Origin of the sequence: Streptomyces dysideae (assembly GCF_001514305.1) — a bacterium.
GTDB lineage: Bacteria > Actinomycetota > Actinomycetes > Streptomycetales > Streptomycetaceae > Streptomyces > Streptomyces dysideae.
On sequence record NZ_KQ949097.1, the window covers coordinates 130133 to 146990 of the forward strand.

Sequence of the window (16858 nt, forward strand, 5' to 3'; positions counted from 1 at the left end):
CTGTGGGAAAGCTGTGCGGTGCACCGGACATCGGCTCCGGCCAGGGCTGTTCCGTCATCGGCCGCACAGACGTTACCGTTCGGTGGGCAACGTGTGACATACGCCCCGGAGGTGTCCCGCATGACGCTCGACCGTGCCACCGGCCTGGCGGAGTCCGCCCGTGCGCTGGCCGACGGAGAGGTGACGTCCCGGGCGCTCGTCGAAGCGGCTCTGGCGCGGATCGAGGCGACGCGGGGCTCGGTCAACGCCTTCCGGGTCGTCCGGGCCGAGGCCGCGCTCGCCGAGGCCGAGGAGGCGGACAAGGAGCTCGGTGCCGGGGTGCGCCGGCCGCTGCTCGGTGTGCCCGTCGCCGTGAAGGACGACATGGACGTGGCCGGTGCACCGACCGCGTTCGGCTGCCGGGGAGAGTTCCCGGCGGTCGCCGAGGACGGCGAGGCCGTACGGCGGCTGCGCGCGGCCGGGGCCTTGATCGTCGGCAAGACCAACACCTGCGAGCTCGGGCAGTGGCCGTTCACCGAGGGGCCCGCCTTCGGGGCGACCCGCAACCCGTGGCACCCGGAGCACACTCCCGGCGGCTCGTCCGGCGGCTCGGCGGCCGCGGTCGCCGCCGGTCTCGTGCCCGCCGCGCTCGGCTCGGACGGCGCCGGGTCGGTGCGGATCCCGGCCTCCTGGACCCATCTCATCGGCATCAAGCCGCAGCGCGGCCGCATCTCCACCTGGCCTCGCGGCGAGTCCTTCCAGGGCATCACGGTCAACGGCACCCTCGCCCGAACGGTGGCCGACGCGGCCCTCCTCCTGGACGCGGCGAGCGGCAACCACGAACTCGACCCGCACCGCCCGCCGGCCGTCGACGCCTCGGAAGCCGCACGCCGCGACCCGGGCCGGCTGCGCATCGCGCTCTCCCTCAAACCGCCGTTCACCGCCCTGCCCGCACGCCTGCATCCGGAAGTGCGCGCCCGGGTCGTCCAACTCGCCGAGAAACTCAGCACGTTGGGACACACCGTCGAGGAGGCCGATCCGCCGTACGGTCAGATCGGGCTGACCTTCGTACCGCGCGCGACCGTCGGTCTCGCGGAGTACGTCAGCGAGATCCCGTTCCCCGCACTCCTCGACCGGCGCACCCGGGACGCCGCCCGGCTGGGCCGGCTGCTCGGCGGGGCCCCGCTGCGGGCGGCGCGGCGTGCGGAGGCGGTTCTGCACCGCCGGCTCGGCCGGTTCCTCGAGTCGTACGACGTGATCCTCGCGCCGACAACGGCCGCTCCCCCACCGCGGATCGGCTCGATGCTGAACCTGAACGGCCTGGCCACCGACCGCGCGATGATCGCCGCCTGCCCCTACGCCTGGCCGTGGAACGTCCTGGGCTGGCCCGGCGTCAACGTCCCCGCCGGCTTCGCCCCGGGCGGCCTGCCCGTCGGCGCCCAGCTCCTCGGACCGGCCGACAGTGAGCCCCTGCTCATCTCACTCGCCGCGCAACTGGAGGCCGACCTGCGCTGGCACGAGGCATGGCCGCCGCTCGCGGTGGCCTCGGATTCCCCGGCGGCGTAAGGGAGTTCGGCAGGCCGCTGTCGGCAACTCGCCGGGAACCGGTCGGAGATCGTCCGGGTCGGCGCCTTCGGGAACGTCGACAACATGATGCACCAGGACGGGCAGAGCCCGAACCGGACCTCACCGCCGCCCGCCAGGAAGGTGCCGGTGGACGGCGACAAGGGGCGGCGTCGGCGGCCCGGCGCGCAGGCTCTAACGTGATCTCCGTGACTGCGATCGCCGATGAGAACGCCCCGGGCCGGCACGGCCCCACCGCCACCGTCGAGGCCGACCCGCGCAAGGTCGGCCGGGTGCGGACCGAGTACTCGCCCGCGCACGACGGGGACCCGGATCCCGGTGAGATCGTGTGGACCTGGGTTCCCTTCGAGGAAAATGACGGGCGTGGCAAGGACCGGCCCGTGCTCGTGGTCGCCCGGGAGGCGGCGGGCACCTTCCTCGCCGTCCAGTTGTCCAGCAAGCGGCACGACGGCGACCGGGAGTGGGTGCCGATCGGGAACGGGCCGTGGGACCGGTCGGGGCGGGACTCGTGGGTGGACGTGGACCGGGTGCTGCGGCTGCACGAGGAGGGCATGCGCCGGGAGGCGTGCGCGCTGGACCGGATGCGGTTCAACTCCGTGCGGCACCGGCTACGGGAGCGCTACGGCTGGAGCTGACGCACGCCGGAAGCGGCTGCTCCGAAGCCGCGCGGCCCCGGCTGCGGACACGGCCGCACGGCCCGCCCGCCCGTCACCGCTGCAACTCACGCTCCGCGAACGCCCGTACGAAGGCCGCACGGACCACCGCTCCCGGCGTACGGTCCAGGACGCCGAACACCACGTGCTCGAAGGTCCCGGCGAACCGTCCGCCGGGGCCCAGCAGCGCGCGGAACGCCGCCGCCACCTGCGCCGGGTCGTTCTGGAAGACCCCGCAGCCCCACGCGCCCAGCACCAGCCGCCGGTGTCCGTGCGCGGCGGCCGTCTCCAGCACCCGCTCGGCCCGGACGGCGAGCGCATGCGGCAGCTCGGCCGCGCGCTCCGGTGCCGTACGCCGGACGACGCCCGCGTTCGGTGCCGCGGCGGTCAGGAAACCGGCCGTGTACGGCTCGTCCAGCAGATGGCCGCGGTCGTCGCGGAAGACGGGCACGCCGGGTGAGTGAATGACACGGTCCGTGTAGAACGGGTCGCGGTGGGCGCGGTGGTGGTCGTAGAAGGCGCGGACCCTGATCTGGCACGTGTACAGCGCGGAGGCTCGGCACAGGGCCTCCTCCTGCGCCTGGGCGCCGTTGAGGTAGCCGCCGCCGGGATTGCGGGCCGAGGCGAAGTTCAGTACGGCGACGGAGCCGCCCAGTCGGCGCGCGGCCTCCAGGCTGCTTTCCCCCGTGACCTCGAAGAACGTGTCCACCGGGGCGGCCGACGGCACCGGGACGGGATCCGGGCCGTGCATCCGCGTGCCGGCCCGGGCCGTCTCGATCGCCGCCGCTATGGACACCTCGCGGCCGTCGGACGCGCGGTAGGTCCCGGCCGCCACGATCTGTTCGGTCTGCTGTGCGATCCCGCGCAGGCGCGCGCTCATGGCGCCACCCCCGTGCGCGCCATGACCGCGCTCCGCGCGATCTCCCCCGTCGTGCTCATGCACGCATCGTGAGCGATGCTGGTGATGCTGTGCAACAGAGTTTTCCGACCCCGCGAACGACCGGGAAAGTCCCTGGAAACGGCCGGAGGGCGAAGGTTACCGACCCGGAACGTGCCGGTACGCACCCTTGTGCGGAGCGGCGCGCTGGTCTTGGGTGGGACGGGTGTGCCGACCCGGGCCATCCGAATTCCGGGTCGGCGACATGGTGGAATCTCAGGAGGATCCCTACATGTCCGAATCGCTGAGTGACTGTACGGAGCCCCGCTCCGCGGTCACCGAAGCCGAGGTGGAGGCCCTGGTCCGGGGCATCTGCTTCAAGACCGGCCCGCCCCGCACGCTCGGGGTCGAAGTGGAATGGCTCGTCCACGAGCTGCGCGGTCCGCAGCTCCCCGTGACACCCGAACGACTCGAAGCGGCCTACGCCGCACTGCGTACCGTGCCCCTGGGGTCGGCGCTCACCGTCGAACCCGGCGGTCAGCTGGAGCTGAGCTCGCCGCCCGCCGCCTCGCTGATGGAGTGCATCGGTACCGTCTCCGCCGACCTCGACGCCGTCCGCGCGGCCCTGCGCGAGCACGATCTCGGCCTCGTCGGCATCGGCAACGATCCCTGGCACCTGCCACGCCGGTTCCTGCGCGAGCCGCGCTACGACGCCATGGAGACGTATCTCGACCGTGCCGGTCCGGCCGGCCGCGCCATGATGTGCACCTCGGCCTCCGTCCAGGTCTGTCTGGACGCCGGACACGAGGAGCCCGGCCCGCTCGGGCACGGGCGGCGCTGGTGGCTGGCGCACCAGTTGGGCGCGGTCCTGGTGGCGGCGTTCGCCAACTCGCCGCTGGCCGGGCAGGAGCCCACCGGCTGGCTCTCCACCCGGCAGCTGCTGTGGATGGAGATCGGCGCGGGCCGGGCGGGCGCTCCCCCGCTCGACGGCGACCCGCGCAGCACCTGGGCCCGGCACGTCCTGGACGCCCCGGTGATGTGCGTACGCCAGGACAGCGGCCCGTGGGACGTCCCGGACGGGCTGTCCTTCCGGGAGTGGACCCGGTCGGGATCGCCCCGGCCGCCGACCCACGCGGACCTCGACTACCACCTCACGACGCTGTTCCCGCCGGTCAGACCGCGGGGTCACCTGGAGCTGCGCATGATCGACGCGCAGCCCGGCGAGGACGGCTGGATCGTGCCGCTCGCCGTGACGGCCGCCCTGTTCGACGACCGCGAGGCCACCGAGACCGCCTACCGCGCCGTGAAGCCGCTGGCCGAGCGCGCCCTGGCGGTGCCGGCGCCGCACAACGCGCTGTGGATCGACGCGGCCAGGTCCGGTCTCGCCGACCCCGAGCTGCGCGAGGTGGCCGTCGCCTGTTTCGCGGCGGCCCTGGAGGCCCTGCCCCGGCTCGGGGCGACCCCACAGGTCACGGACGCAGTGGCGGCGTATCAGGACCGCTATGTCAGCGAGGGCCGCTGCCCGGCCGACGACCTGCTGGACCGGCTGTACGGCACGGACCTCCCCCGGTCTCGGCTTCTCCCCCCACTCTCGGCCTCGCTCGAGCGGGGGGACCCCATGACCGGGGGGACCCCCATCCCGCACGGGAAGGACATCCGCACGTGACCGACCCCGCCCTCGACGCCGAGACGCTCCGCAAGCGGGCGCTGACCACACTCACCACCGCCCGTGACCGTACGACCCTGCTCACCAGCTGCGTCGACGATCCCGACCTGACCGCCCAGCACTCTCCGCTGATGTCCCCGCTGGTGTGGGATCTCGCGCACATCGGCAACCAGGAGGAGATGTGGCTGCTGCGGGCGGTCGCCGGACGGGAGGCGATGCGGCCCGAGATCGACGGCCTCTACGACGCCTTCGAGCATCCGCGTTCCGAACGCCCGTCCCTGCCGCTGCTGCCGCCCGCCGAAGCCCGGACGTACGCGGCGGAGGTACGCGGCCGGGTCCTGGACCTGCTGGAGGGCACCGCGTTCCACGGGACGCGGCTGACGGAGGCGGGCTTCGCCTTCGGGATGATCGCCCAGCACGAACAGCAGCACGACGAGACGATGCTGATCACCCATCAGCTCAGGAAGGGGCCGCAGGCGCTCACCGCCCCGGACCCGGAACCGGCGCCGCTATTCACGGGTCCCTCCGAAGTCCTGCTCCCCGGCGGCCCGTTCACCATGGGCACGTCCACCGAGCCGTGGGCGCTGGACAACGAACGCCCGGCGCACCGGCGCGAGGTGGCGCCCTTCTACATCGACACGACGCCGGTGACGAACGCCGCGTTCCAGGCGTTCATCGAGGACGGCGGCTATGACGATCCCCGCTGGTGGACGCCCGACGGCTGGGAGCACATCCGCCGGCACGCGATCCACGCCCCGCTGTTCTGGCACCGCGACGGCAAGCAGTGGCTGCGGCGCCGGTTCGGTGTGACCGAGGTGGTGCCGCCCGACGAACCGGTGGTGCACGTGTGCTGGTACGAGGCCGACGCGTACGCCCGCTGGGACGGGCGCCGACTGCCCACCGAGGCCGAGTGGGAGAAGGCTGCCCGGCACGACCCCGCCGGGGACCGCCCGACGCGCTACCCGTGGGGCGACGCCGACCCCGCGCCCGAGCACGCCAACCTGGGCCAGCGGCATCTGCGTCCGGCTCCGGCCGGGAGCTATCCGGCGGGTGAATCGCCGCTCGGCGTACGGCAGTTGATCGGTGACGTGTGGGAGTGGACGGCGAGCGACTTCCTGCCGTACCCGGGGTTCGTGGCGTTCCCGTACAAGGAGTACTCGGAGGTGTTCTTCGGGTCCGAGTACAAGGTGCTGCGCGGCGGTTCCTTCGCCGTGGACCAGGTGGCCTGCCGGGGCACGTTCCGCAACTGGGACTATCCGATCCGGCGGCAGATCTTCTCCGGCTTCCGCACGGCCCGTTCCGCGGAGGGCGTCTGATGTGCCGTCATCTCGCCTACCTGGGGCCCGAGGAGCCGCTCGGCAGACTTCTCGTGGAGCCGCCGCACAGTCTGTACCGCCAGTCGTGGGCGCCGCGACGGCAGCGGTACGGGACGGTCAACGCCGATGGTTTCGGGGTGGGTTGGTACGCCACCGAGGATCCGGTGCCGGCGCGGTACCGCCGGGCCGGGCCCGTCTGGGCGGATCCGTCCTTCGCCGATCTGACCCGGGTCGTACGCACCACCGCGCTGCTCGCCGCCGTCCGGGACGCGACGGTGCCTGGCCCGGACGGGGAGGCCGCGGCGGCGCCGTTCGCCGCGGGCCCCTGGCTGTTCAGCCACAACGGCGCCGTGGCGGGCTGGCCGCGCTCCCTGGCGCCGCTCGTCCCGCGTCTGCCCGCCGTGGATCCGCTGTCGCTGGAGGCCCGCACCGACTCGGCGTTCGTGTGGGCTCTGGTCCTGGCGCGGCTGCGCGCCGGTGACGACGAGGGCCAGGCGCTGGCCGACACCGTCCTGGAGGTCACCGAGGCGGCCCCCGGCTCCCGGCTCAACCTGATGCTCACCAACGGCGAGGCCATCGCCGCTACCGCCTGGGGCGACACCCTCTGGTATCTGTCCCGGCCCGGCGGCGGCACCGTGGTGGCCTCCGAGCCCTACGACGACGACCCGCACTGGCGGGAGGTCCCCGACCGCACCCTGCTCGCGGCGAGCGGCACCGACGTACTGCTCACCCCGCTCAAGGACCCGAGCGACACCCTGGCATCCTCCCCCACTCTCGGCTCCGCTCGAGCGGGGGGACCCCCATCCTCGAAGGAGCCCCGTACGTGAGTCCGTTCCTTCTCACCCGCACCCTGCCCGAGGACGCCACCGAGGCCGCCCTGCGCGCCGACGTCCTGCAGGGCCTGACCCGCAGCCCCAGGACACTGCCGCCGAAGTGGTTCTACGACGCCCACGGAAGCGAGCTGTTCGAGCAGATCACCGAGCTGCCCGAGTACTACCCGACGCGTGCCGAACGGGAGATCCTCGTCGCCCGTGCCGGCGAGATCGCCGCCGCGACCGGCGCCCGCACCCTCGTGGAGCTGGGCTCCGGTTCCTCGGAGAAGACGCGGTACCTGATCGACGCGCTGACCGGCCTGCACACGTACGTCCCCGTCGACGTCAGCGAGAGCGCCCTCAGTCAGGCCGGGTACGCGCTCATCGCGGAGCGTCCCGGTCTCCAGGTGCATGCCCTGATCGCCGACTTCACCGCCCGGCTCGCGCTGCCGGACACGCCGGGTCCCCGGTTGCTGGCGTTCCTCGGCGGCACGATCGGCAACCTGCTGCCGGCGGAGCGCGCGGCCTTCCTGGCCTCGGTCCGCGCCCTGCTGTCGCCGGGTGACGCGCTGCTGCTCGGCACGGACCTGGTGAAGGACGAGAAGGTCCTGGTCGAGGCGTACGACGACGCGGCCGGGGTGACGGCCGCCTTCAACAAGAACGTCCTGACCGTGATCGACCGCGAGCTGGGCGCCGACTTCGATCCCGCTGCCTTCGACCACGTCGCCCTGTGGGACGCGGAGAACGAGTGGATCGAGATGCGGTTGCGCTCCCGCACGGCACAGACCGTGAAGGTGCCCGCGCTCGACCTCGCCGTCGACTTCGCGGCGGGCGAGGAGATGCGTACGGAGGTGTCGGCGAAGTTCCGGCAGGAGGGGGTGCGTACCGAGCTGTCCGCAGCGGGGCTGGAGCTGGCCCACTGGTGGACGGACGGCGAGGGCCGGTTCGCGCTGTCGCTGAGCGTGGTGCGGTGACCGACGGCTCGCGGACCGCGGCGGGCTGAGGCACGGTGGAGTGACGCGTGACACACCCATGGTCGCACGGAGAGGAGCACCCGCATGACGAACCACACCTACCGGGTCACGGAGATCGTCGGCACCTCGCCCGAGGGTGTCGACCAGGCCGTCCGCAACGGCATCGCCCGGGCCTCGCAGACCCTCCGCAAACTGGACTGGTTCGAGGTGACCCAGGTGCGGGGGCAGATCGAGGAGGGGCAGATCGCGCACTGGCAGGTGGGCCTGAAGGTCGGCTTCCGGCTCGAGGAGGACGACTGACGGGCCGCCGGGGCCTCAGGTCCGCCCCTCCCGCTCCTGCGCGACCTTCAGGGCGGCGGACCGGGCGGTCCAGCGGGCCCGTACGACGGTGAAGCCGGCCCACTCGGCGTCCTCGCACACCAGCTCGTCGTCGTCCACGAGGACCCGGATCTCCCGGGTCCTCGCGAGCCGGCGAAGGATCTCCAGCTTGGTGCGCCGGGCGGGCCGGCGGTCACCTCTTCCCCCACCCGCCCGCCCGGCGTCGCGCCGCATGTGGACCCGCCCCTCGGGCAGCCCCTGCGCGGCGAGCCAGTCGAGTGTGTCGCGCCGGCAGCGCTCGGGCCGCCCGGTCAGATAGACGACCTCGCACTCCTGCGCGCTCTCCAGCGCCAGCGCGATGCCCTCCGCGACGGGCGGGTCCTGCGGCGCGGCCGCGAAGAAGGCGTCCCAGTCGCGCGGTGTGGTCTCCAGGAACCGCTGCCGATGGGCCGTGTCGGCGAGTGTGTCGTCCAGGTCGAACACCGCGAGGGGCCGTCTGCTGCTGTCGGTCACATACTCACCCTAAGGGGTCCTTGCACTATGAGCGTCCGATCAGGTCGCGTGGTCTGGTGCCGTGCATCGCAAGGCGCCGGAGAGCCCTGGTAGGGGAGCTACCTGGGCTTTTCGGCAACGCGGCGAGGTGACAGACCACGCGACCCGGGCGGGCATAGTGCGAGGACCCCGGAACGGCCCCACCCCGGCAACCTTCCCGTCCCGGGCGCCCACTGCTCTGCGACATGGCAGTCAGGCGGAGGCGGGAGGCCCTCATGCGCAACACGGCGATCCGGACGGCGGCAGCGGTCGGCGCGACCCTGGTGACGGTGTTGGGCCCGGCGAGCGGGGCGGCCGCCGCACCGACGACCCTCATCGTGGCCACCAACGGCAACGACACTGCGCCCGGCACCCTCGCCCAGCCGCTGCGCACCATCCAGCGGGCGGTGGGCCTGGCCAAGCCCGGCGACACCATCGCCGTACGCGGCGGCAGGTACGCCCTCACCGACAACATCACCATCACCACGTCGGGCACCGCGTCCCAGCCCATCACCCTCGGCACCTACCAGGGCGAGCGCGTGATCGTGGACGGCGAGCAACTGCCCGCCAGCCACACGCCGGTCGGCGGCAGCATCCCGCGGGCCGAGCGCGGAGCGATCCACCAGGAGGCCTCGTACTGGCGGATCTCCGACCTGGAGATCGTCAACGGGCCGTACGGCATCTACTGCGACGGCTGCAACGGCAATGTGTTCGCCCGCTTGAAGACCCACGACAACTACGAGTCCGGCTTCCAGCTCCAGGGCGCCTCCGGCAACAACCAGATCCTGAACCTTGACAGTTACGGCAACCGCGATCCGCGCAAGAACGGCGAGAGCGCCGACGGCCTGGCTATCAAGGAAGGCAGCGGCACGGGCAATGTCGTGCGCGGCGCACGGCTGTGGAACAACGTCGACGACGGTTACGACGCCTGGAAGTTCACCTCCCCGATCCTGGTAGAGAACACGGTCGCGTACGGCAACGGGTTCAATCGCTGGGACTTCCCCGACTTCGCGGGCGACGGAAACGGCTTCAAACTCGGCGGCGGCAGCCCGGCCCCGGCGGTCGCACACACCCTGCGCAACACCATCTCGTTCAAGAACGCGGCGCACGGGGTCACGGACAACAGCAACGCGGGCGCCATGATCCTGAACCGCAACACCACCTACGGCAACGCCGGCACCGGCTTCGACGCCGACGTCTCCGGCGGGAAGGCCACCCTCACCGGCAACCTGTCCGTCGCCGACGCCCGCGCCGTCGCCGTCGGCTCGGGGACCGTGGCCAGCGGCAACTCATGGAACCTGGGCGGGACTTGGAACGCCGCGTCGGTCCTGAGCACGGACCCCGCCGCGATCACCGGCGCGCGTGGTGCCGACGGTTCGCTGCCGTCGGCGCCGTCATTCCTCGTGCCGCGCAACGGGGCCGCCGTCGGCGCCCGGTTCTAGAGCCGCCCGACCGGACCGTCTCCCATGCGATGCGTTTGAGACAGTCCGACCGAAAGAAATGGTACGGACTATTCACCGAAGAGCTCTTCTCTGCAGGCAGGGCAGCAGCGCGCACAAAGGACGGGGGTGTAAATGCGCCACGCAAGCACCCCACCTCACCTGGGCAGTTGATAGTTAAAAGACGCCACTGCCATACTCCGACCTCCGACGCAACCACGTGTTTTCGAAAACCGATCTCTTCGGATTCACGAGTCCCCCACAAAGCGCGCATGCGGAAGCCGAGTGCGCGGCATGACGCAGCAAAGAAGGTGCGCCTGTGCCCGAATTTTCACCATGGTCCGACAATTCGTTCACATACAACTCCCCGAATAACGAACCCGCACCGTCGCAACGCATATCCGACGATCCCGAATTCCGCTCCCTGCGCCGCGCCCAGCGCCACTTCGGCACCCGCGCGACGATCCTGTCCGTCGGCGGGTTCCTGCTCTACGTACTGCTGTCGCACTTCGCCCCCGGCCTGATGAACCAGCCCCTGCTCGGCCACCTGACACTCGGTCTCGCCCTGGGCCTCGGCCAGTTCGCCGTGATGGGCGTGACCGCCTGGTGCTACGTCCGGCACATGCGCACCCGGGTCGATCCGCTGGCCCGCGGCCTGCGGTCACGGCACCATCCGCACGACGCCCGACCACCGCGCGCCACCGTGCCGCGCCGCGGCACCGGCCAGGCCGTTCCGCACGGCTCGAGGGGGTACCGCACGTGGTGACCACCTCCGCCGGCATCGTCGACCGTTTCAGTCTCCAGCTGACCTTCGTGCTGTTCCTGTCCGTCGTCGTGGTCACCCTGTTCATGGCGCTGCTGACGGCCCCTCAGCGCGACGAGATCAGCGAGTTCTACCTCGGCAACCGCACCATGTCACCGCTGCGCAACGGCCTCGCCATGTGCGGTGACTACCTGTCGGCCGCGACCCTGCTGGGCAGCACCGGACTGGTCGCCCTCACCGGCTACGACGGGCTGATGTACCTGGGCGGCACCGTCGTCGCCTGGATGATGGTGCTGCTGCTGATCGCCGAACCCCTGCGCCGGGCGGGCAGGTTCACCCTCGGCGACACACTGGCCCTGCGCCTGTCCCGGCTGCACCGGCCGGCCCGGCTCGCCCTCGCCGTCTGCACACTGACCATCGCCACCCTCTACCTGGTGGCCCAACTCGTCGGCAGCATCGCCCTGTTGACCCAGTTCACCGGCGCACCCAGCGCCACCACCCGCACCTTGTGCGTGATCGTGATCGGCACGATCGTCATCGTGTACGCCGCCATCGGCGGCATGCCCGGCGCCACGGTCATCCAGATCATCAAGGCCGTGATGCTGGTGGCGGGCGTGACGGTCACCGCGGTGATGGTGCTCCACCGCTTCGACTGGAACCCCAACGCCCTGCTGGCCGCGGCCGCGAACCACAGCGGGACCGGCACCGCCTTCCTCGAACCCGGGCTGCGCTACGGTGCCAGCGCCACCAGCAAGCTCGACTTCTTCAGCCTGCAACTGGCCATCGTCCTCGGCCTGTCCGCGCTCCCCCATGTGCTGATGCGCCTGCTGGCCCCACGCAAGGTCGACGTACTGCGCTCCTCCGTCGTGTGGGCGGTGGGCCTGGTCGGCCTGGTCTGTCTGGCGGCCGGCATCCTCGGGCTCGGCGCCACCGCGGTGGTGGGCCGGGAGTCCATCGCCAACACGGACCACAAGGGCGACGCCGCCGTCCTGCTCCTCGCCAACGCGCTCGGCGGCGGCATCCTGACGGCCCTGCTGTCCTGCCTGGCCTTCGTCACCCTGCTCGCCGTCGCGGCCGGTCTCACGCTCGCCGCGGCCACGTCCCTCGCCCACGACCTGTACGGCGAGGTGATCCGCAAGGGCCGGGCCAGCGAGCGGGAGGAGCTGGCCGTCGCCCGCCTCTCCGCGGTCGTGGTGGGTGTCCTCGGCATGCTGCTCGCGCTCGTCTCCTGGGGGACCAACACCGCGACGCTGGCCTTCCTCGCCTTCGCCATCGCGGCGTCCGCGATCCTGCCGACGATCGTGTACACCCTCTTCTGGCGGCGCTTCACCGGCCAGGGGGCACTGCTCAGCCTCTGGGGCGGTCTGTTCTGCTCGGTCCTGCTGGTGCTGATCTCCCCCGTCGTGTCCGCCACGCCGAACTCGCTCTACCCGGACGCCGACTTCGCCTGGTTCCCGCTGCAGAACCCGGGCATCGTCTCCATCCCGGCGGGCTTCCTCCTCGGCTGGCTCGGCACCGTGCTGAGCCCCAGCCCGCGCCAGGAAGAGGCGTCGCCCTACGAGGAGTTCGAGGTGCGGATGCTGGTGGGCGCCAAGGAGTGAGGCACCGTACGCCCACCCCCGTGCCCGGCGCGCACCGCGTACACCGCATGCTTCTGTCATGCCTCCTCGTACGATCCTGACCGGCGCCGCCCGGCACCAACCGTGCACCCTCGTCGTCTGCCGGGGCTGCTGCTGCGGCAACGCCCGCAAGCTCCCCGGCGCCGACCACGCCTGGCAGTTGGAACGACTGCGGGCCGCCGCGGCAGAGGGCGGTTTCCAGGTCCGTACGACCGACTGTCTGGGCCCCTGCGACCAGGCGAACGTCATCGTCGTCCGCCCCTCGGCCGCCGGGCGCCGGGCCGGCGGGCGGGCCACCTGGATCGGGTTCGCCATGGACGACGCCAGCACCGAGGAGCTCGCGGAGTGGGCGGCGGCGGGCGGGCCGGGCGTCGCCGAGCCGCCGGTGACGCTGGAGTTGCAGTTCATCAGCCCGCCGCGGGAGGGAAAGGTCCGCTCCCGCCGCTGAGCACCTGCCGGACATCCCGGCCAATTGTTAATGGGATCCATTTTCATGTAGCGTCCTCGGTGTTCACCCACCGAGGAGGTTCGCCATGGCTGTCCCCAAGCGGAAGATGTCCCGCAGCAACACCCGCCACCGCCGCGCGCAGTGGAAGGCCAGCACGCCGCAACTGGTGCCCGTCACGATCGAGGGCGTCAGCCACCTGGTGCCGCAGAACCTGGTCAAGGCGTACGAGCGCGGGCTGCTGCGCCCCGAGGGCTGAGCCCCGATGCCGTACGACCGCCGCCTGCCCGTCACCGTCCTGTCCGGTTTCCTCGGGGCGGGCAAGACGGCCCTGCTCAACCATGTCCTCGCCAACCGCGAGGGCCTGCGGGTCGCCGTCATCGTCAACGACATGAGCGAGGTCAACATCGACGCCGCGCTGGTGCGCGGCGGCGAGGCCGCCCTGTCGCGGACCGAGGAACGTCTGGTCGAGATGACCAACGGCTGCATCTGCTGCACGCTCCGCGACGACCTGCTGGAGGAGGTCGACCGGCTCGCCCGCGAGGGCCGCTTCGACCATCTCCTCATCGAATCGTCGGGCATCTCCGAACCGATGCCAGTGGCAGCCACGTTCGCCTTCGCCCGCGACGACGGCGCCACCCTCGACGACGTCGCCCTGCTGGACACCATGGTCACGGTCGTGGACGCCGCCAACTTCCTGCCCGAGCTGGCGAACGGCGACGAACTGGCCGAGCGCGGCCTCGCGCCGTTCGAGGACGACGAACGCACGGTCAGCGACCTCCTCGTGGACCAGATCGAGTTCGCCGACGTCATCGTGCTCAACAAGCTGGACCTGGTGGACGCGGAGTCGGCGGCCCGGCTGCGGGCGGCCCTCGAACGCCTCAACCCCACCGCCCGGATCGTCGAGGCCATGCACGGCCGGATCCAGCTCCAGGAGGTGCTGGGCACGCGGCTGTTCGACCTGGAGCGGGCGCAGCAGGCGCCGGGCTGGGTGCGGGAGCTCAACGGCGACCATGTCCCGGAGACCGAGGAGTACGGCGTCTCCTCCACCGTCTTCCGCTCCGGACTCCCCTTCCACCCCGACCGGTTGTGGACGTTCGTCACCGAGGAGCTGGACGGCGGCGGACACGGCCGGATCCTGCGCTCGAAGGGCTTCTTCACCCTGGCCAGCCGCCCGCACGTGACGGGCCTGTGGTCGCAGGCCGGCTCGGTGGCCCGCTTCGAGCCGTCGGCCGCCCGCGACGACGACGCACCGTACGCGCAGGAACTGGTCTTCATCGGCACCCAGTTGGACGCGAAGGCACTCCAGGCCGCCCTCGCCGACTGCCTCATGGCACCCGGCGAGAGCCTCCCGCCGGGTGACCCGTTCCCCGCCTGGGACACCTACGGCATCGACGACACCTGCGACCACGAACACGCCGTGTCCGCGCACTGACGCCAGGTGACGCCGGGAATGCGACGAGCCTCCCGGCGTTGAACCCCGTGTGAGCTCCCTGATCGCCGAGACCCGCTTCTCCGTCCTCGACCGTTCCCGCACCCGCGAGGGGCACACGAACGCCGAGGCACTGCGCGACACCGTACGACTGGCGCAGCAGCTGGAGGGCCTCGGCTACCACCGCGTGTGGGTCTCGGAGCACCACGGGGTGCCCGGCGTCGCGGGCTCCGCGCCGACCGTGCTGGCCGCCGCCGTGGCCGCCGGGACGCGCACGATCCGCGTCGGCACGGGCGGCGTCATGCTGCCCAACCATCAACCTCTGGTAGTGGCCGAGCAGTTCGGGGTGCTGGAGTCCCTCTTCCCCGGGCGGATCGACATGGGCCTGGGGCGTTCGGTCGGCTTCACGGACGGGGTGCGCAAGGCCCTGGGCCGGGACAAGGACGACGCCGGCGACTTCGCGGGCCAGCTCGACGAGCTGCTCGGCTGGTTCCGCGGCACCTCCCCGACCGGCGTGCACGCCCGACCCGCCGAGGGCCTGACCGTGCCGCCCTTCGTCCTCGCGATGGGCGAGGGCGCGGCGATCGCGGCCCGCGCGGGCCTGCCGATGGTCATCGGCGACCTCCGGAACCGCGACCGGATGCGGCACGGCATCGACCACTACCGCGCCCACTTCCGCCCCTCCCCCTGGGCATCGGAGCCTTATGTCGTCATCTCCGGCAACATCGCCGTGGCCGCCACCCCCGACCGGGCCCGGCGGCTGCTGATCCCGGAGGCCTGGTCGATGGCGTACTCGCGCACACACGGCACCTTCCCGCCGCTCCCGCCGGCCGAGCGCATCGAGTCGCTCACGATGACCGGCAAGGAACTGGGCTTCTACGAGTCCGGCCTCACCGGCCACATCGCCGGCACCGAGGAACAGGTCGCGCACGAGCTGGAAACGGTGTTGAAGGAGACGGGCGCACAGGAGATCCTCGTCACCACCAGCACATACGACCGTGCGGCGCTGCTGGACTCCTACCGGCGGCTCGCCGGCATCGTGAACCGAGGGAAGGCCACTGAGTGACCGCTGCCGCCGCCACGCTGCTCACCGCGTACGAGACCCAGCTGCGCGGGCGCGTCCCAAAGGGGCTGCCTTACGCCTGGGCCCTGGTCGCCGAGGAGGACGGACCGCTCGTCCGCGTCCACTACGGCACACACGGGGTCGTGGACCACCGGGACCTCGCCGGCGTGGCGGATCTGGAGGGTCTGGTCCGGCGGCAGCAGGAGGTCTTCGCCGGGCGCACGGAGCCGGTGGAGTGGAAGGTGTACGCGCACGACACGCCGCGGCTCGCCGAGGCGCTGCGGGCCGCGGGGTTCACGCCGGGCCCGTCGCGTTCCCTGCTCCTCGCCCACGCCGCCGACGTACCTGCCCCACCGACGACGGACGACGACACGGAGGCGCGCACGCGCATACGGCCGTACTGGCTGGGCCTCGGACACGAGAAACGCGAGTCGTTCCACCAGCTCGCCGCGGCCGCCCCCGAGCAGCGCAGACCACTCCGGGAGCTGGCGGCCGACGGGATCGCGCGCGTCGAGGAGGCCGACATGAACGTCCTGGGCGTCGAGCGCGACGGGAACGTCGTGGACGCGGTCTGGCTGGAGCGGGTGTCCGGCACGGACTTCGCCTCGATCGGCGGGATCACCGCGCCGCACCCCGGGTTGCTGCGCGCGGCGGCGGCCTGGGCGTCCCGGGGGTGGTCCGGCAAGCCGCTCCTGGTGGCCGAGGCGAGCGGCGAGCTCGTACCGGTGCATCTCGCGGCCGGGTTCCAGGAGGCCGGCCGGGTCACCACGTACCGCTGGGCGCCACCCGGTGAACCGGCCCGGGAACGCCCGGCGAAGCAGCTGCTGGACGACCCGGAGCACGACGACGTCTGGAAGCGGTTCGAGGAACGGTTCCAGGTCACCTACGAGACGAAGGCACAGGGGATCGCCGAGCCGCCGGGCTCCGTCACCTGGCACACGATGGCCGTCGAGACCTCGCGCGACCCCGTGCTCGCGCGGGTGAACGACGTGATCGCGCGCGGGATACGCGCCTGTGCCCGGCCCGGTGACCGGCTGTACTGCCTGAAGTGGTTCATCAGCGGCTCGCGCAGCGAGCCCCTGCGCGTCGGCGGGCCGGGCCAGCCGCCCTGGACAGGGTGGCCCTACCTCGTCGACGAGCACATCATCCAGGTCACCGGCGACCTCCGCATGGGCACCTTCGGCAACTGGCAGGAGGACTCCTTCTGCGTCTTCGGCACGGACCTCGTGGCCGAGGTCGAGGAGGAGCTCACCGACCTGCTCGGCACGGTGCTGCGGCGCGACGGGCGTCCGGTCGGCAATGTGTGGACCTTCGGTCCCTGACGGCCTCCGGCGAGGCACGCTCGCATAGGATTGCGGGGTTTGTCCCGAAGATCTCCCTGGAGCTC

Annotated in this window: 17 protein-coding genes; 15 read left to right on the plus strand and 2 right to left on the minus strand. The window is 72.0% G+C overall.

All coding sequences use genetic code 11. The annotated features are described in order from the left end of the window. The first annotated feature begins 120 nt into the window (after nucleotides 1–120). On the plus strand, nucleotides 121–1545 hold the full coding sequence (locus AQJ91_RS30625) for an amidase (RefSeq protein WP_067027970.1): 1425 nt from the start codon (nucleotides 121–123) through the stop codon (nucleotides 1543–1545). Nucleotides 1546–1751: 206 nt separating this feature from the next. Further along, complete coding sequence (locus AQJ91_RS30630) at nucleotides 1752–2198, plus strand: type II toxin-antitoxin system PemK/MazF family toxin (RefSeq protein ID WP_067028043.1); 447 nt, start codon at nucleotides 1752–1754, stop codon at nucleotides 2196–2198. A gap of 73 nt (nucleotides 2199–2271) precedes the next feature. Here the strand turns inward: AQJ91_RS30630 and AQJ91_RS30635 are convergent, their stop codons facing one another. Beyond that, nucleotides 2272–3096, minus strand: coding sequence for a TIGR02452 family protein (locus tag AQJ91_RS30635; protein WP_067027972.1), 825 nt, complete (start codon nucleotides 3094–3096; stop codon nucleotides 2272–2274). Between the two features lie 289 nt (nucleotides 3097–3385). Here AQJ91_RS30635 and egtA point away from each other — a divergent pair, with 289 nt between their 5' ends. From egtA to AQJ91_RS30660, 5 genes are all read left to right on the plus strand, one after another. Next, entirely contained in the window at nucleotides 3386–4759 is a 1374-nt protein-coding gene (gene egtA, locus AQJ91_RS30640; protein WP_079085294.1) for an ergothioneine biosynthesis glutamate--cysteine ligase EgtA, read from the plus strand. Then, nucleotides 4756–6075 carry an ergothioneine biosynthesis protein EgtB gene (egtB, locus tag AQJ91_RS30645; protein WP_067027974.1) on the plus strand — a complete coding sequence of 440 codons (1320 nt, stop codon included), beginning with the start codon at nucleotides 4756–4758 and terminating at the stop codon, nucleotides 6073–6075. The genes egtA and egtB overlap by 4 nt, the downstream gene beginning before the upstream one ends. Then, a complete protein-coding gene (gene egtC, locus AQJ91_RS30650; protein ID WP_067027976.1) occupies nucleotides 6075–6902 on the plus strand; it encodes an ergothioneine biosynthesis protein EgtC in 828 nt (275 codons plus the stop codon). The genes egtB and egtC overlap by 1 nt, the downstream gene beginning before the upstream one ends. Then, nucleotides 6899–7861, plus strand: coding sequence for an L-histidine N(alpha)-methyltransferase (egtD, locus tag AQJ91_RS30655; protein WP_067027978.1), 963 nt, complete (start codon nucleotides 6899–6901; stop codon nucleotides 7859–7861). The genes egtC and egtD overlap by 4 nt, the downstream gene beginning before the upstream one ends. An 84-nt stretch (nucleotides 7862–7945) precedes the next feature. Further along, entirely contained in the window at nucleotides 7946–8161 is a 216-nt protein-coding gene (locus tag AQJ91_RS30660) for a dodecin (protein ID WP_067027980.1), read from the plus strand. A gap of 15 nt (nucleotides 8162–8176) precedes the next feature. Here AQJ91_RS30660 and AQJ91_RS30665 read toward each other — a convergent pair whose 3' ends face one another. Next, on the minus strand, nucleotides 8177–8692 hold the full coding sequence (locus AQJ91_RS30665) for a phosphatase domain-containing protein (protein WP_067027981.1): 516 nt from the start codon (nucleotides 8690–8692) through the stop codon (nucleotides 8177–8179). A gap of 254 nt (nucleotides 8693–8946) precedes the next feature. Between AQJ91_RS30665 and AQJ91_RS30670 the strand changes: the two genes are divergently transcribed. From AQJ91_RS30670 to AQJ91_RS30705, 8 genes are all read left to right on the plus strand, one after another. Beyond that, the gene (locus AQJ91_RS30670; protein ID WP_067027982.1) at nucleotides 8947–10152 is read left to right on the plus strand and encodes a right-handed parallel beta-helix repeat-containing protein; all 1206 of its coding nucleotides are present in this window, start codon (nucleotides 8947–8949) and stop codon (nucleotides 10150–10152) included. Nucleotides 10153–10468: 316 nt separating this feature from the next. After that, nucleotides 10469–10915, plus strand: coding sequence for a DUF485 domain-containing protein (locus AQJ91_RS30675; protein ID WP_067027983.1), 447 nt, complete (start codon nucleotides 10469–10471; stop codon nucleotides 10913–10915). Then, a complete protein-coding gene (locus AQJ91_RS30680) occupies nucleotides 10909–12513 on the plus strand; it encodes a sodium/solute symporter (RefSeq protein ID WP_067027984.1) in 1605 nt (534 codons plus the stop codon). The genes AQJ91_RS30675 and AQJ91_RS30680 overlap by 7 nt, the downstream gene beginning before the upstream one ends. Nucleotides 12514–12571: 58 nt before the next feature. Next, the gene (locus AQJ91_RS30685) at nucleotides 12572–12979 is read left to right on the plus strand and encodes a (2Fe-2S) ferredoxin domain-containing protein (RefSeq protein WP_067027985.1); all 408 of its coding nucleotides are present in this window, start codon (nucleotides 12572–12574) and stop codon (nucleotides 12977–12979) included. A gap of 85 nt (nucleotides 12980–13064) precedes the next feature. After that, nucleotides 13065–13235 (plus strand): 50S ribosomal protein L32, encoded by a 171-nt coding sequence (gene rpmF, locus AQJ91_RS30690; protein WP_067027990.1) that lies wholly within the window; start codon nucleotides 13065–13067, stop codon nucleotides 13233–13235. Between the two features lie 6 nt (nucleotides 13236–13241). Beyond that, nucleotides 13242–14411: a GTP-binding protein gene (locus tag AQJ91_RS30695; protein WP_067027992.1), complete on the plus strand. Its 1170-nt coding sequence runs from the start codon at nucleotides 13242–13244 to the stop codon at nucleotides 14409–14411. Nucleotides 14412–14460: 49 nt separating this feature from the next. Next, complete coding sequence (locus AQJ91_RS30700) at nucleotides 14461–15474, plus strand: LLM class flavin-dependent oxidoreductase (RefSeq protein WP_067027994.1); 1014 nt, start codon at nucleotides 14461–14463, stop codon at nucleotides 15472–15474. Next, nucleotides 15471–16793 (plus strand): DUF2716 domain-containing protein, encoded by a 1323-nt coding sequence (locus AQJ91_RS30705; RefSeq protein ID WP_079085296.1) that lies wholly within the window; start codon nucleotides 15471–15473, stop codon nucleotides 16791–16793. The genes AQJ91_RS30700 and AQJ91_RS30705 overlap by 4 nt, the downstream gene beginning before the upstream one ends. Nucleotides 16794–16858 lie beyond the last annotated feature (65 nt).